General features: G+C 58.9%; 15 protein-coding genes and 1 tRNA gene. 6 read left to right on the plus strand and 10 right to left on the minus strand.

Translation table 11 applies throughout. The annotated features are described in order from the left end of the window. Nucleotides 1-72 precede the first annotated feature (72 nt). Nucleotides 73-1,428: a chromate efflux transporter gene (gene chrA, locus AC0Z4S_RS10325; RefSeq protein ID WP_485622905.1), complete on the minus strand. Its 1,356-nt coding sequence runs from the start codon at nt 1,426-1,428 to the stop codon at nt 73-75. Between the two features lie 285 nt (nt 1,429-1,713). Between chrA and AC0Z4S_RS10330 the strand changes: the two genes are divergently transcribed. The 3 genes from AC0Z4S_RS10330 to AC0Z4S_RS10340 are packed head-to-tail and all read left to right on the plus strand — an operon-like array spanning nt 1,714 to nt 3,402. Further along, on the plus strand, nt 1,714-2,259 hold the full coding sequence (locus tag AC0Z4S_RS10330) for a PAAR domain-containing protein (RefSeq protein ID WP_485622907.1): 546 nt from the start codon (nt 1,714-1,716) through the stop codon (nt 2,257-2,259). Nucleotides 2,260-2,269: 10 nt separating this feature from the next. Beyond that, on the plus strand, nt 2,270-3,052 hold the full coding sequence (locus AC0Z4S_RS10335) for a hypothetical protein (RefSeq protein WP_485623121.1): 783 nt from the start codon (nt 2,270-2,272) through the stop codon (nt 3,050-3,052). After that, nucleotides 3,037-3,402 (plus strand): DUF7079 family protein, encoded by a 366-nt coding sequence (locus AC0Z4S_RS10340; RefSeq protein ID WP_485622908.1) that lies wholly within the window; start codon nt 3,037-3,039, stop codon nt 3,400-3,402. Before AC0Z4S_RS10335 ends, AC0Z4S_RS10340 begins: the two co-directional genes overlap by 16 nt. A 235-nt stretch (nt 3,403-3,637) precedes the next feature. Here AC0Z4S_RS10340 and AC0Z4S_RS10345 read toward each other — a convergent pair. From AC0Z4S_RS10345 to dapA, 5 genes are all read right to left on the minus strand, one after another. Further along, nucleotides 3,638-3,727: transfer RNA gene (locus tag AC0Z4S_RS10345), tRNA-Ser, on the minus strand. 84 nt (nt 3,728-3,811) lie between these two features. Beyond that, entirely contained in the window at nt 3,812-4,525 is a 714-nt protein-coding gene (gene purC / locus AC0Z4S_RS10350) for a phosphoribosylaminoimidazolesuccinocarboxamide synthase (protein WP_016771262.1), read from the minus strand. Nucleotides 4,526-4,553: 28 nt separating this feature from the next. Beyond that, complete coding sequence (locus AC0Z4S_RS10355) at nt 4,554-5,315, minus strand: MBL fold metallo-hydrolase (RefSeq protein WP_485622909.1); 762 nt, start codon at nt 5,313-5,315, stop codon at nt 4,554-4,556. Between the two features lie 6 nt (nt 5,316-5,321). Then, nucleotides 5,322-6,437, minus strand: a complete 1,116-nt coding sequence (gene bamC, locus AC0Z4S_RS10360) for an outer membrane protein assembly factor BamC (RefSeq protein ID WP_253500095.1) — start codon at nt 6,435-6,437, stop codon at nt 5,322-5,324. 17 nt (nt 6,438-6,454) lie between these two features. After that, entirely contained in the window at nt 6,455-7,333 is an 879-nt protein-coding gene (gene dapA, locus AC0Z4S_RS10365) for a 4-hydroxy-tetrahydrodipicolinate synthase (RefSeq protein WP_485622911.1), read from the minus strand. A 328-nt stretch (nt 7,334-7,661) separates the two neighbouring features. Between dapA and AC0Z4S_RS10370 the strand changes: the two genes are divergently transcribed. Both AC0Z4S_RS10370 and AC0Z4S_RS10375 read left to right on the plus strand, forming a co-directional pair. Continuing rightward, the gene (locus tag AC0Z4S_RS10370; protein ID WP_042607411.1) at nt 7,662-8,222 is read left to right on the plus strand and encodes a glycine cleavage system transcriptional repressor; all 561 of its coding nucleotides are present in this window, start codon (nt 7,662-7,664) and stop codon (nt 8,220-8,222) included. 10 nt (nt 8,223-8,232) lie between these two features. After that, nucleotides 8,233-8,706, plus strand: coding sequence for a peroxiredoxin (locus tag AC0Z4S_RS10375; protein WP_016771267.1), 474 nt, complete (start codon nt 8,233-8,235; stop codon nt 8,704-8,706). 121 nt (nt 8,707-8,827) lie between these two features. Here the strand turns inward: AC0Z4S_RS10375 and AC0Z4S_RS10380 are convergent, their stop codons facing one another. Together AC0Z4S_RS10380 and AC0Z4S_RS10385 are read right to left on the minus strand one after the other, a co-directional pair. Further along, nucleotides 8,828-9,898 carry an AI-2E family transporter gene (locus AC0Z4S_RS10380; RefSeq protein ID WP_016771268.1) on the minus strand — a complete coding sequence of 357 codons (1,071 nt, stop codon included), beginning with the start codon at nt 9,896-9,898 and terminating at the stop codon, nt 8,828-8,830. A gap of 31 nt (nt 9,899-9,929) precedes the next feature. After that, nucleotides 9,930-10,169, minus strand: coding sequence for a sulfurtransferase TusA family protein (locus AC0Z4S_RS10385; RefSeq protein WP_253500091.1), 240 nt, complete (start codon nt 10,167-10,169; stop codon nt 9,930-9,932). A gap of 97 nt (nt 10,170-10,266) precedes the next feature. Between AC0Z4S_RS10385 and AC0Z4S_RS10390 the strand changes: the two genes are divergently transcribed. Continuing rightward, nucleotides 10,267-11,700, plus strand: a complete 1,434-nt coding sequence (locus tag AC0Z4S_RS10390) for a M48 family metalloprotease (protein ID WP_253500089.1) — start codon at nt 10,267-10,269, stop codon at nt 11,698-11,700. Nucleotides 11,701-11,779: 79 nt separating this feature from the next. Here the strand turns inward: AC0Z4S_RS10390 and AC0Z4S_RS10395 are convergent, their stop codons facing one another. Beyond that, nucleotides 11,780-13,213, minus strand: a complete 1,434-nt coding sequence (locus tag AC0Z4S_RS10395) for a DegQ family serine endoprotease (RefSeq protein ID WP_471879134.1) — start codon at nt 13,211-13,213, stop codon at nt 11,780-11,782. A 208-nt stretch (nt 13,214-13,421) separates the two neighbouring features. Next, a complete protein-coding gene (locus AC0Z4S_RS10400; protein WP_485622913.1) occupies nt 13,422-14,387 on the minus strand; it encodes a MucB/RseB C-terminal domain-containing protein in 966 nt (321 codons plus the stop codon).

Genomic DNA, 14,387 nt, shown 5'->3' on the forward strand with positions numbered 1-14,387 from the left:
TGGTTAAATGGAACCAATGGCAAGGGATCGGGTTGTCAGTCGGCGATTTCTAACTGGCTGGGCCTGCCTGAGTCAACGCAGCAAATGCACCACCAACCCGATCAGCGCACATCCCAGCAACACCTGAATCACCCCGCGTTTGAAGCGAAACAGCGCGATGGCCGCGGCAATGGCAATCAACGCCGATGGCCAATCCAGGCTGCCGCTGAAGCCCTGCGGCCAGAGCACGTGATAGCCGAAGAAACACGCCAGGTTGAGAATCACGCCGACCACCGCAGCGGTGATCGCAGTCAGCGGGGCGGTGAATTTGATTTCGTCGTGTGTCGATTCCACCAGCGGGCCGCCGGCGAGGATAAACAGAAATGAGGGCAGAAAGGTGAACCACGTCACCAGCGCAGCGGCGACCGCGCCGGCAAGAAACACCTGATCGGCGCCGAACACCTGCGACACATACGCCCCGACAAAACCGACAAACGCCACCACCATGATCAGCGGTCCGGGCGTGGTTTCGCCCAGCGCCAGCCCATCGATCATCTGCGTCGGCGTCAGCCAGCCGTAGTGACCGACCGCGCCCTGATAAACATAGGGCAGCACCGCATACGCCCCGCCAAAGGTAAGCAGCGCAGCTTTGGTGAAGAACCAGCTCATCTGCGTCAGCGTGCCCTGCCAGCCAAACAGCGCAGTCAACACGCCCATCGGCAATGCCCATAGCGCGGCGCCGATCACGGCGAGCATCGCCAGTTTCTTCCAACTGAAGCGGGCATGTGCTGGCGATGGCGTGTCGTCATCGATCAATGCCGGGCCGAAAGACTTGTTCGCAGCGCTATGCCCGCCGACCCTGAACTTCTCGGGCGCCAGACGCCCGCCGAAGTAGCCAACCACCGCCGCGCCCAACACGATCAGCGGAAACGGCACATTGAACGCAAAAATTGCGATAAACGACGCCGCCGCAATCGCCCACCACCAACTGTTCTTCAGCGCCCGCGAGCCGATGCGATGCGCCGCTTGCACCACGATGGCCGTCACCGCAGGCTTGATCCCGTAAAACAACCCGGCGACCACCGGCACCTCACCAAAAGCGATGTACAGCCACGACAGGAAAATCAGGATGAACAGCGAAGGCAACACAAACAACGCACCGGCCACAATCCCGCCCCAGCTTCGATGCATCAACCAGCCGATGTAGGTCGCCAACTGCTGCGCCTCCGGCCCCGGCAGCAACATGCAATAGTTCAAGGCATGCAGAAAACGCCGCTCGGAAATCCACCGCCGCCGCTCGACCAGCTCCTGATGCATGATCGAAATCTGCCCGGCCGGCCCGCCAAAACTGATAAAGCCCAGCTTCAACCAGAACCAGAACGCCTCGCGCAAACTCACGGCTTGTGGCTTTACCTCGCCATCACCCACCAACGGCTGAACTTCACTCATCGAGCTGTCCTTTTGTGCAGTCGGCAGGTTGTACCCGAAAAGCGTTGCGAACAAAACGCCAGAAACGAAAAAGCCCCCGTAATCAGCAATGATTACGGGGGCTTTGTCTTGTTCAATGATGGCGGAGAGATAGGGATTCGTGGCCCTGACAATTGCAAAGGGCTATGGGAGGTTCTGACCTCGTTTTCATATCTTGGACGCAACCTTGACTCTCACCTTCGGCGGCCGATTTTCAAAGCAAGTCTGATACAGTCATCCTCGATATTCACTGACAGGGAGTCAATCATGGCAAAGCCAGCGGCACGCATCACCGATCCAACCAGTTGTCCGATCCCAGGGCACGGACCGAAAGCTATCGCGTCCGGATCTCCTGATGTGTATTTCGACGGTCTTGCAGCCGCTCGTAAAGATGACAAGTGTACCTGCGGAAGTGCGTTAGCCTCGGCAGTATCCTCTACAGTGTTTATTAACGGCCAGAATGCTGCGCTAGTCGGCACTGTCGGAAGCCACGGAGACGTCGTGATCGGTGGCTCGGGTACGGTCATCATTGGAAGCTCCCATACACCTGCGCCCTTCATTCCGCCTACACCCATGGTCATTCATGGGAATTGGATCGGTTTTAAGATACCCGCGGAAGAAAGCTACGAAGGACTTACCTGTACGGCGCACTTTGACGATGGCTCTTCCATGCCTGGCGTATTTGATGCAAACAATTCGGTCAATTTCTCCAACCCCACCGGAAAAACGTGCCACACCTTGGCATTCGCCCATCATGAAAATACCTGCACGACCGCAGGTATTGACGGACTGCTGAATGACATCTTGGGATAAGGATATTCTTGTGACGGAACCAAACCTGGTAACTGGAAGTTATATTGTCAAAAGTGAACATACGCTCGAGCGCTCCCCTCTTGAGATGGCCGTCGCTGGCATGGAAGGGGCGGCCAGTCGTTTCGCAACTGATGCGATTAAGGATGAACGCGTCCGCGCAAACTATGAGCGCAATATTCGACGAATGTCCCAACAAATATTCGCCGACGTGAAAGCCGGCAATATCAGCGTTGAAGATGCGACCAAGTTCAGCAACGAGATGCGCAACAAAATCATGTTCGAACACCGCAAGATGACCTCTGCACAAGGTCTGGCCATCGCGGAAAAGAAGAAAAAAAATGGTCGAACATACAACGAAATCCTGAATGAGAAATCCCAGGCTCAGTTCAAAAAAAACTACGACCAGCTTTCCAAGGCTCAACAGAAAGAGGTCCTGTACAGAGCTTTGGAACGATCGGGCAGCGCTAATGCCAAGTTCACTGCTGGAACTAAAATCATGTCTGTCATGGGCAAGGTTGGAATTGTCCTGACAGCGGTATTGGCCACTTATCAGATACTGGATGCAGACGACAAGGCCAAGGAAACGGCTCGTCAAGCCACGATTCTGGGTGGAGGTGCGGCGGGTGGTTTTCTGGCAGGTTTGGGGATCTCCGCTATTTGCGGGCCAGGAGCTCCGGCCTGCGCCATAGCAGTTGTTCTCATTGGAAGCATCGCCGGTGGCATTGCCGGCGGAGTTGCCGCCGATACGTTCGACGCAGAGTTAGAGGAGCTGGCCCATTGGGACATATTCTGACTGGTGCAGATCGAGCACGTATCCAGATCGCGCTGGCAGAAGCCTTTGTAGACAGCGCTGTTGACTATGCCTCCATTGCAGAGCGAATCCGAGGTTTTGATCCGGAGGTTGTTGAGCACATCCTGTACTCTGAGGTTGCCCCTGTATGTTTCAGCAATCTTGAAACGCCCGTCCCGCCTGTTTGGAGTGGTTTCCAGGATGAATGGTTATTAAACGAAATAGCCGAAGAACTACAAGCACGGGAAACCAGTTGGCTACGACGCCACTTACACGTGTTAAAGGTCGCATGGCTACGCTACAGCTATGGTTACATCTGGAAGGAGCTTGCGAAATTTTCTAAATCTCAGTAGCCCAACGCCACATAGTTCGGTTGGTGGATGGTGACGACACAGCGGAGAACGCAATTGCTCTCTGTCCGAACCGTTACAGACATAAAGGGTTTCAGTTAACTCACCGATGAGGCCAGCCAGGTGCTTTGATAGCAGCGCAAAGAGCACTCAATCGGCATATGCCCTAAATAAACGCCAGAAACGAAAAAGCCGCCGTAATCAGCAATGATTACGGCGGCTTTGTCTTGTTCAATAATGGCGGAGAGATAGGGATTCGAACCCTAGGTACCGGTGAAGGTACAACGGATTTCGAATCCGTCCCATTCGGCCACTCTGGCATCTCTCCAACGGCGCGCATCATAACAACACTTTCGTTGGTTGCGAACCCCCCAAACGAAATTTTTTCCGTGCTATCAGATGCTTGCGTCGATTAAAGCGGTACGCCCAGACGAGCGGCGACTTCTTCGTAGGCTTCGATGACGTCACCGAGGCCCTGGCGGAAGCGGTCCTTGTCCATCTTCTTCTTGGTGTCCTTGTCCCACAGACGGCAGCCGTCCGGGCTGAACTCGTCGCCAAGGACGATGGAGCCGTCGCTGAACACGCCGAACTCAAGCTTGAAGTCGACCAGCAGCAGGCCGGCGTCGTCGAACAGTTTGCTCAGGACTTCGTTGACCTTGAGCGACAGTTCCTTCATGCGCGCCAGTTGCTCGGCGGTGCCCCAACCGAACGCCACGACGTGGGATTCGTTGATGAACGGGTCGCCCTTGGCGTCGTCCTTGAGGAACAGTTCGAAGGTGTACGGGTTGAGCTTCATACCCTCTTCGACGCCGAGACGCTTGACCAGGCTGCCGGCGGCGTAGTTGCGCACGACGCATTCGACCGGAATCATGTCGAGCTTCTTGACCAGGCATTCGTTGTCGCCCAGCAGTTTGTCGAACTGGGTCGGCACGCCGGCCGCTTCGAGCTTCTGCATGATGAAGGCGTTGAACTTGTTGTTCACCATACCTTTGCGATCGAGCTGTTCGATACGCTTGCCGTCGAACGCCGAGGTGTCGTTGCGAAACAGCAGGATCAAGCGGTCAGCGTCGTCGGTCTTGTAAACCGATTTGGCTTTGCCGCGGTAGAGTTCTTCACGTTTTTCCATGATGGGCTCCGCTTGCTAAGTAGGTGGGCTAGGCGATGTGGCGCCAGTCGAGCCCTGAATCTTGATCGGCCAGTTGCAGCCAGTCCGGGTCGCACCCGAGGGTGTCGACAAAACATTGCCGGGCCAGCTGCGGCAGGTTGTTCTTGCTGCTCAGATGGGCCAGGACCAGGTGTTGCAAGCCCTGCCAGCCCAACTCGGCCACCAGGAATGCCGCCTGGTGGTTGTTCAGATGTCCGCGTTCACCGCCCACCCGTTGCTTGAGAAAGTACGGATAGTGCCCGCGCGCCAGCATGTCGCGGCAATGGTTGGACTCGATCATCAACGCATCGAGGTCACGATAGCCATCCAGCACCCGCTCGCAGAACGATCCCAGGTCGGTCAACAGGCCGAAGCGCCGCTGTTCCTCATCACTGAAGACGTACTGGGTCGGCTCCTGCGCGTCATGGGCCACGGCAATGACCCCGACGTTCAGCGCGCCGATCTGCAGTTGCTCGCCGCCGGCCAGAAAGCCAGCGGGTTCCAGCGGTTTGCGCATCCCGCGCAGCGTGCCGCGACTGAGGTAGACCGGCAGATTGTAGCGCCGAGACAGCAAACCCACGCCATGCACGTGGTCGGCATGTTCGTGGGTCACGAGTATCGCGCTCAGTTGCGCCGGGTGCACACCCAGGCGCAACAGGCGTCTTTCGGTTTCCCGCAGGGAAAAACCACAATCCACCAGCACGTACGTATCGGCACTGGCGATCAGCGTGCCGTTCCCTTGGCTACCGCTGCCGAGAACGGCAAAACGCATATCGGATCAGCCCAGGTTGTCCTGAATCACGCTCAACACTTTACGCGCGACATCGGCCGGCGCGACGGTGTTGATGTTCTTTTCGACGGTGACCTGGATGTTCTCGCCCACCTTGCTCAGGCGAACCTGATAACGCTCGGCGCGGGCTTCGACTTCTTCCTTGCTCGGCGCGCTGCCGAACAGACCGCTGAAGAAGCCAGGCTTGTCGTCCTTATTCTCGGCTTTTTCGGCCAGGTTGATGTAGTACAGGCCCAGGCTGCGGTTGATGTCTTCAACGCGCCATTCGCCCTGTTCCAGCGCACGACCGACGCTCGACCAGGCGCGGTCCAGATCGGTACCGACGTTCAACACCGGGTTGCCGCTGCCGTCTTCGCTGAGGCTGACGCGGCTTGGCGCGTCGAAATCACGTGAGGCCAGCATCGACACCGAACCGCCCTTCTCGGAAGTGCGGCTCATGCTTGCGAGCATGTCGTCGACCAGCGCGGCGTCCAGGCCAGTGTTGACCGAACGGTTGGTGAAGGCCACGTCGGCCGTGCTGCCGGCAGGACGCTCGGCACTGACCACGTAGATTTCGCTGGTGTTGCGCTGCACACCCGGCTCGATACGCACGCGCACGCGGGTTTCGCTGTCGCTGGCGATACCGGCCGCACTCAGGCGTTTGGCCATCGAAGCGGACAGCTCGTCGGAGTGCTGCCAGGTGGTGGTGAATTCACCGGTCTGCGGACGCTGTTCATCCAGACGGAAACCGTTGTCCTGGAAGAACTGCAGCGCCACTGGCCAGACTTCGGCCGGTGGATGCTGAGCCACGACCCAGCGCGAATCACCGCTCTTCTGCAACGAGTAATCAGTGGCATCGGCCACCGTCGAAAGCGGCTGAGGACGCGGAACAATGTATTCGCCCGTCGCGGTGTCGTCGGCCACGTTGCGCGGGATCGGCAACAGCGGATCGAGACGCTTGGCAGTGCTCACATCCGGTGGCAATTGCATCGGTGCAGTCTGTTGAGCTTGCAGGTAATCGCTTCCACGGTCGCGGAAATAACCTTCCGGCCCCCAGACCCATCCGCAGCCACTGGTGCTGGAGATAATCAAGGCAAGTGCGGAAAGTCCGGCCATTCGCTTCATGCGTTGTACTTCCTCAATTAAACCAGGACGCTGGACTGGCGCAGGGCCGAGCGCAGCGTTTCATGACAAGGAGTGCTCAGCCAGGTCAGTGGCAGGCGGATGCCTTCGTGCATCAGGCCCATTTCGACCAAAGCCCATTTCACCGGAATCGGGTTGGCTTCGATGAACAGGTCCTTGTGCAGCGGCATCAGTTTTTCGTTGATTGCGCGTGCGGTGTCGGCGTCGCCTTTCAGCGCGGCCTCGCACAGGTCAGCCATTTCGCGCGGGGCGACGTTGGCGGTGACGGAAATATTGCCTTTGCCGCCCAGCAGGATCAGCTCGACTGCGGTCGGATCATCGCCGGACAGCACGATGAAATCCCTGCTCACGCCATCGATGATCGCTTTGGCGCGTTTCAGGTCGCCGGTGGCTTCCTTGATGCCGATGATGTTCGGCACAGTGGACAGACGAACCACAGTCTCGGCCTGCATGTCGCAGGAGGTGCGGCCGGGAACGTTGTAGAGAATCTGCGGAATGTCGACCGCTTCAGCGATGTGCTTGAAGTGCTGGTACAGACCTTCCTGGGTCGGCTTGTTGTAATAAGGAACCACCAGCAGGCAGGCATCGGCGCCGGCGGCCTTGGCGTTGCGGGTCAGTTCGACGGCTTCGCGGGTCGAGTTGGCGCCGGTGCCGGCGATGACCGGAATGCGCCCGGCTACCTGTTTGACCACGGCTTTGATGACGGCGATGTGCTCTTCTACATCAAGGGTGGCCGACTCGCCGGTTGTCCCGACGGCGACGATGGCATGGGTGCCGTTCTTGAGGTGGAAGTCCACGAGTTTGCTGAGGCTGTCCCAGTCAAGACGCCCTTGTGCATCCATGGGAGTGACCAGTGCCACCATACTGCCCGCAATCATGAAACCGCTCCTGCCGGAAAAAGAGAGCGGTAATGGTACTGGCGCCAAGATGCTTGCACAAGCGAAGTACTGCGCCGCCGCCATTCCCCTTGGCGCCGCTTTTCGCTACCCTTCAGACTTTGATCGGTACAGATCAGCTTGTACGCCGGGTTCCAGCCTCCCTTTTCGGCCTCCCAGGCCCCGTTCCTGCGTCGCATCGACGCGCTCCCGCACTGTGGAGCGAGCCACGAGCGCCGGCCGGGTCTCTTTATACGGACCGCCAGAACAGGCACTCCCGGCCACCAATGCCCGTCAACCTACCGACCGCTCATCGCTTTAGGAATGCTGCATGTCCACCCCCACAGTTCGCGAACAATTCCTTGTCATCAGTGCCCTCGGCGCCAACCCCATGGAGCTGACCAACGTCCTGTGCCGCGCCAGCCATGAAAACCGCTGCGCCGTCGTCACCTCCCGCCTGACCCGCCACGGCGAGTGCAGCGCCCTGGTGCTGGAAGTTTCCGGTAGCTGGGACGCCCTGGCGCGCCTCGAAGGCAGCCTGCCGCTGCTGGCCAAGCGTCATGCGTTCACCGTCAACGTGGTGCGCAGCGCGGCCCTGGAAAATCGCCCGCAGGCCTTGCCTTACGTGGCTTACGTCAGCTCGGCGTATCGCCCGGACATCATCAATGAGCTGTGCCAGTTCTTCATGGACCATAACGTCGAACTGGAAAACCTCACCTGCGACACCTACCAGGCGCCCCAGACTGGCGGCACCATGCTCAACGCCACGTTCACCGTGACCCTGCCGGCCGGCACCCAGATCAGTTGGCTGCGCGATCAGTTCCTCGACTTCGCCGATGCGATGAACCTGGATGCCCTGATCGAGCCTTGGCGCCCACAAAACCCAATGTAAGGAAGCTTTCATGGCCGTTGCCATCGACCAACCGGTTGCGGATTTCACCGCGCCTGCGACCAGCGGGCAGACCGTCAGCTTGTCCGAACTCAAGGGCAAGCAAGTGGTGATCTATTTCTACCCGAAGGACAGCACCCCGGGCTGCACCACTCAGGGCCAGGGCTTTCGTGATCAATATGCGGCTTTCAAGGCTGCCAACACCGAAGTCTTCGGCATTTCCCGCGACAGTTTGAAGTCGCACGAAAACTTCAAAGGCAAGCAGGAATTCCCGTTCGAGCTGATCAGCGACAAGGACGAGGCGGTTTGCCAGTTGTTCGACGTGATCAAGCTGAAGAAGCTGTACGGGAAGGAATACCTGGGTGTTGATCGCAGCACTTTCCTGATTGATAAGGACGGAGTGCTGCGTCAGGAATGGCGTGGCGTGAAAGTGCCGGGGCACGTTGATGCCGTGCTGGCGGCAGCTGAAGCTCTGAATAAAGCCTGATGTTTCTGTTGCGTCTTTAAAGACGCCTTCGCGAGCAGGCTCGCTCCCACAGTTGGAATGCACTCAACTGTGGGAGCGAGCCTGCTCGCGAATAGCCTCTCTGCAAAATCCGGATCAACCGCTAAAGCAACGGCGCCACCACCGGCTCCTTGCGCGGCCACGCATCCAGCACTGCCTTGAACAGCGTCGCCAGCGGGATCGCAAAGAACACACCCCAGAATCCCCACAGCCCGCCAAACAACAACACCGCGCAGATGATGGCCACCGGATGCAGGTTGACCGCTTCCGAGAACAAGAGCGGCACCAGCACGTTGCCGTCCAGCGTCTGAATGATTCCGTAGACCGCCATCAGATAAATGAACTGATCGCTCCAGCCCCACTGGAACAGCGCAATCAGCAGCACCGGCACGGTCACCACTACGGCGCCGACATACGGCACCACCACCGACAAACCGACCAACAATGCCAACAGCGCCGCATAGTTCAGGCCCAGGGCGATGAAGGCTATGTAAGTCACGCCGCCACAAATCACGATCTCGATGCCTTTGCCACGGATGTAATTGGCGATCTGCCGGTTCATTTCCTGGGCGACCCGGGTTATCAGCGCGCGCTCGCGAGGCAGATAGCCGCGCACCCACTCGCCGATCATGGCCCGATCCTTGAGGAAGAAGAACACCAGAATCGGCACCAGCACCAGGTAGATCATGATGTTCACCAGCAGCGGCAAACTCGACAGCGAGAACGTCAGCGCCCACTGGCCGAACTTGCCGATCTCGCCCCGCGCCGCTTCGATCGCTTGCAAGACTTGCTCGTCGGACACCAGATGCGGATAGCGCTCCGGCAATAGAAGCAGCAGCGATTGCCACTTGGCGAGCATGCCTGGAAGTTCATTGAACAGCGTGATCAACTGGTGCCACAACAGCGGCAGGACCACGACGATAAACAGCATCAGCGCTCCCATGAACAGGGCGAACACCAGCCCCACCGCCACGCCGCCGGGCACGCGCAGCCGCTCGAGCGTGACCACCAGGCCTTGCATCAGATACGCCAGCACCATGCCGGCGAGCACCGGCGCGAGCATGCCGCCGAGAGTCAGCACGGCGGTGAAGGCGAGAAACAGCAGCACCGCCAGCACCACGGCTTCTTCATCGGAGAAGTAGCGCTGAATCCAGTCGCGTAACACTTTGAACATCAATAATCCCTTCGATTTTTAGCGCAGCGCTTCAGGCTTTCTTCAACCAGTAACGGTAGACCCCAGCCTCGTCTTCTTCACGTAGAAGCTCATGGCCGGCAAGCTTGGCAAAGGTACGGAAGTCGCGTTGCGAGCCGGCATCGGTGGCGATCACCTTGAGCACAGCGCCGCTGGACAGTTTGTTGAGTTCCATTTTCGCCTTGAGCAACGGCAACGGACAGTTCAGGCCACTGGCGTCCAGTTCCACGTCATGGGCTACAGCATCAGTCATTGCGTCACTCCGTTCGGGTTATCGAGCTGCCTAGAATATCTGGTCGCGGCTTCGGTGTCCGGCTACAGTAAGGTCTTTGTCCTCCAAGGCTTTGTGCATGACTTTTCTGCGCCCTACCCTGCTGACGCTCGCTTGCCTGCTCGCCTCACCAGGCTTTGCCGACGATCTGCCGTCACTTGGCGACGCCAGTTCTGCCATCGTCTCACCGCAACAGGAATACCAGCTCGGCCGCGCCTGGCTGGCCATGCTGCGCAGCCAGGTTTCCCAGCTCAACGACCCACAGCTCAAGGATTACGTCGAATCCAGCGTGTACAAGCTGGTGGAGACCAGCCAGGTTTCCGACCGACGCCTCGAATTCATTCTGATCAATAGCCCGCAACTCAACGCCTTCGCCGCACCGGGCGGCGTGGTCGGGGTCAACGGCGGCCTGTTCCTCAACGCCCAGACCGAAGGCGAATACGCCTCGGTGCTCGCTCACGAATTGGCGCACTTGTCGCAACGCCACTTCGCTCGAGGCGTCGAAGCCTCACAAAGAATGCAAGTACCGATGATGGCAGCGTTGCTGGCTGGCATTGTGATTGCCGCCGCCGGTGGCGGTGACGCCGGCATCGCGACCATCGCCGGCACCCAGGCTGCGGCATTACAGGAACAACGGCGCTTCTCGCGGCAGAACGAACAGGAAGCCGACCGCATCGGTATCCTCAATCTGGAGAAGGCAGGTTACGACCCGCGCTCGATGCCGACCATGTTCGAACGCCTGATGCGCCAGTACCGCTTCGACGCCAAGCCGCCGGAATTCCTCCTGACTCACCCGGTTACCGAATCGCGTATCGCCGACACCCGCAACCGCGCAGAACAGGCGAAACCGGGTGGCATCGAAGACAGCATGCGCTATCAGTTGATCCGCGCGCGGGTGCAGTTGATCTACGAGGAAACCCCGGGCCTGGGTGCCAAGCGGTTCCGCGCGTTGCTGGAAGAGAATCCGAAAAACGATGTCGCGCGATACGGCCTCGCCATCGCGCAAATCAAGGGTGGCCAGCTGAACGAAGCCCGCGAAAACCTCAAGCAATTGTTGGCCAAGTCGCCGAACGAGATCATCTACAACCTCGCTCAGGTCGATCTGGACATCACCAACAATCGCCTGCCTGATGCGCAGTCGCGGGTCGACCGCATGCTCACGCAGTTCCCGGGCAACTATCCGCTGAATCAGGTGCGTGTCGATCTGCTGCTGAAACAGAATCGCGCCGCCGATGCCGAGAAAGCGCTCGACAGTCTGCTCAAGTCACGCCCGGACGATCCGGACGTCTGGTACCAGGTCGCCGAAACCCGTGGCCTGTCGGGCAACATCATTGGCCTGCACCAGGCGCGGGCCGAGTACTTTGCGCTGGTCGGCGATTACCGCCAGGCCATTCAGCAACTGGACTTCGCCAAGCGCAAGGCCGGCAGCAACTTCCCGCTGTCCTCGCGCATCGATGCCCGCCAGCGCGAGCTGATGGAGCAGGAGCGCATGGTCAAGGACATGATGGGCTGAGTCTTTCCAGACAAGACAAACTGCAGACACAAAAAAACCGCCTCCTTCGAGGCGGTTTCTTTTTTACCTTGCGGCCGGCTTATTCAGCCAGTTTGAAGGTGATGAAACTAGCGCGACCCTGACGCAGCACGCGCATCGACACCGACCGGTTTTTCGGCAACGCCTTGGCGATGTCGGTGAACTCCTTGGCCGAGCCAATGGCCTGGTTGTTCAGGTGGGTGATCACGTCACCCGGCTGCAGACCGATCAGGGCCGCAGGACCGTCCTGCACTTCCTTGATCACCACACCACCTTTGAGGTCGTAGGTTTTCTTCTGCTCGGCGGTCAATTCACCGACCGCAACACCGAGGCGGTTGCTGCTGGATTCAGCGCCGGATTTCGCCAGTGCGTTCAGCTCCTTGTCTTCATCCGGGATTGCGCCGACGGTCAGCTCGACATTCTTGCGCTTGCCTTCGCGAATCACTTCCAGATTGGCTTTGGCGCCTGCCTTCAGCGCGCCAACCAGATGCGGCAGGTCAGCGGACATGACGATCGGCTGACCGTTCATGCTCAGGATCACGTCGCCCACCTGCAGGCCGCCCTTGGCCGCAGGGCCGTCATCCTGGATCTGCGCAACGAGGGCGCCGGCCGGTTTGTCCAGACCGAACGACTCGGCCAGGTCTTTGTTCACTTCCTGAATGACCACGCCGAGCCAGCCGCGGCTGACTTTGCCACCGCTCTTGAGCTGATTGGAAACGTCCATGGCCACGTCGATCGGGATTGCGAACGACACGCCCATGAAGCCACCGGAGCGGGTGTAGATCTGCGAGTTGATGCCGACCACTTCACCGTTCAGGTTGAACAGCGGGCCACCGGAGTTGCCCGGGTTGATTGGCACGTCGGTCTGAATGAATGGCACATAGTTCTCGTTCGGCAGGCTGCGACCGACGGCGCTGACGATGCCTTGGGTCACGGTGTGGTCAAAGCCGAACGGCGAACCGATCGCGACGACCCACTGGCCGGCCTTCAGGTCCTGGGATTTGCCGAGCTTGAGCACCGGCAGATCCTTGCCTTCGATTTTCAGCAATGCCACGTCGGAACGTGGATCGGTACCGATCAGCTTGGCCTTCATCTCACTGCGGTCAGCCAGACGGACGAGGATTTCGTCGGCATCGGCGATCACGTGGTTGTTGGTGAGAATGTAGCCATCCGGCGAAATGATGAAACCCGAGCCCAGCGACTGCGCTTCACGCTGGCGCCCGTCGCCACGTGGCGAGCGCTGTTGAGGCGGCATGCCGCGCTCGAAGAATTCGCGCAGCATCGGTGGCAGGCCTTCCAGATCCGGCATCTGTTGATTGACTCGGCGGTCCGGCAGCTTCTGCGTGGTACTGATGTTCACCACCGCTGGCGACGCTTGTTCGACCAACTGGGTGAAATCAGGCAGATCGGCCGCTTGCGCAGCAGGGACCGCCTGACCGAGCAACAGCACAGTGGCGAAGATGGAAAGGTAAGACTTCAAACTAGGTATCGACATACAGCTCCCGTTACGACGAGCAGGGTTAAGCGATATGGAGCAAAGGAACACCGGAAACCACAGACCGGCATTTTTGTTCCGGGAACAACAAACAAGGCCAGAGCCGTGAGGCTCTGACCTATAAAAAATTTTCAGGGGTTTTGCAAATGAAAATGCTCAGCAAACATTTCGACGTCTCGACCACGGAGTGGAAATGACTGAAATCAGCTCACTGCTTGCTGGTCGCAGCGCCATCGTTGTTACGCATCGATAGAGCGATTCGTTCGGCGGTGCCAATCGGGATCTCGCCGACCACCGTGACCATCATTTCACCTTGCGGCGTGGTCAGGCGGCGGGATACCGCGACGGTCGGGCCCAACTGAGTGCGGGTGTCGGTGACGGTTGCACCGTTCAACGGCTCAAGAAATACGGAGAAACGCGCCAGACCATCGTCGTACATCAGGCTGCTGACCTGGGTCTTGGTTTGCGCATCCTTGTGCGAACTGCTGCTGGTCAGCTCGAAACCTGGCGGCAACCAGTCCGAACGCCAATTCTGCACGGCTTTCGCTGCTGACGCCTTGTCGCTGCCGATGTTGATCGGCTTGCAATCGGCGTTTGCCAGCAATTCCTTGTCCGACGGTATTTCATCAGTGTCGAGGCTGGTGAACTGGAACCGTTCGAGCAACTGTCCCTTGTCGTTCAAGAGTAACGACTTGAGTGGTAATCCGGTTTTCTTGTCCAGATGCAGCTCGAAGCCGTAGCGGTGCTGATCACGAGGGGCCAGCGACACGATCACTGCATCACGGCCGGCCACGCGCGACTTGCCAATAATGGCAAGGTCATACCAATTCTTCAGCTTTTTGGGATCCAGCGCACGGGCGGCAGCGTTGGGTGAATCACCCAGTCCCGCAATCAGGGTGCCGCTGACGCATTGAGTACGTCCATCAATGCGCACGACTTCCTGAGCCGAGCCATCGAGCTGCAACAGCCGCTCGCGGACCTGGCCATTCTGGACACGATGCCAGATGTTATGCGTGGAAAAACTGCCGTTGCGCTCGTATACGAAAGTGCCGTGGAAGCTTTGCTGCTGCTCGGCCTGGCCCAGACGGGTCAACCAGTCCTGGGCCTCATCAGCGTGGGCTGGAACAATGAACCAGCCACTGAGCAGAAGCGAAAGTAGAGGGATGGCGCGCAT

This window comes from Pseudomonas sp. 1L-B-1-E-C1 (assembly GCF_057291835.1).

Coding starts and splice junctions, on each gene's coding strand:
- AC0Z4S_RS10375 (WP_016771267.1), top strand. CDS start 8,233: ATGGCCGTTGCCATCGACCAACCGGTTGCGGATTTCACCGCGCCTGCG.
- chrA (WP_485622905.1), bottom strand. CDS start 1,428: ATGAGTGAAGTTCAGCCGTTGGTGGGTGATGGCGAGGTAAAGCCACAA.
- AC0Z4S_RS10380 (WP_016771268.1), bottom strand. CDS start 9,898: ATGTTCAAAGTGTTACGCGACTGGATTCAGCGCTACTTCTCCGATGAA.
- AC0Z4S_RS10330 (WP_485622907.1), top strand. CDS start 1,714: ATGGCAAAGCCAGCGGCACGCATCACCGATCCAACCAGTTGTCCGATC.
- AC0Z4S_RS10355 (WP_485622909.1), bottom strand. CDS start 5,315: ATGCGTTTTGCCGTTCTCGGCAGCGGTAGCCAAGGGAACGGCACGCTG.
- bamC (WP_253500095.1), bottom strand. CDS start 6,437: ATGAAGCGAATGGCCGGACTTTCCGCACTTGCCTTGATTATCTCCAGC.
- AC0Z4S_RS10390 (WP_253500089.1), top strand. CDS start 10,267: ATGACTTTTCTGCGCCCTACCCTGCTGACGCTCGCTTGCCTGCTCGCC.
- dapA (WP_485622911.1), bottom strand. CDS start 7,333: ATGATTGCGGGCAGTATGGTGGCACTGGTCACTCCCATGGATGCACAA.
- AC0Z4S_RS10400 (WP_485622913.1), bottom strand. CDS start 14,387: ATGCGCGCCATCCCTCTACTTTCGCTTCTGCTCAGTGGCTGGTTCATT.
- AC0Z4S_RS10370 (WP_042607411.1), top strand. CDS start 7,662: ATGTCCACCCCCACAGTTCGCGAACAATTCCTTGTCATCAGTGCCCTC.
- AC0Z4S_RS10385 (WP_253500091.1), bottom strand. CDS start 10,169: ATGACTGATGCTGTAGCCCATGACGTGGAACTGGACGCCAGTGGCCTG.
- purC (WP_016771262.1), bottom strand. CDS start 4,525: ATGGAAAAACGTGAAGAACTCTACCGCGGCAAAGCCAAATCGGTTTAC.
- AC0Z4S_RS10395 (WP_471879134.1), bottom strand. CDS start 13,213: ATGTCGATACCTAGTTTGAAGTCTTACCTTTCCATCTTCGCCACTGTG.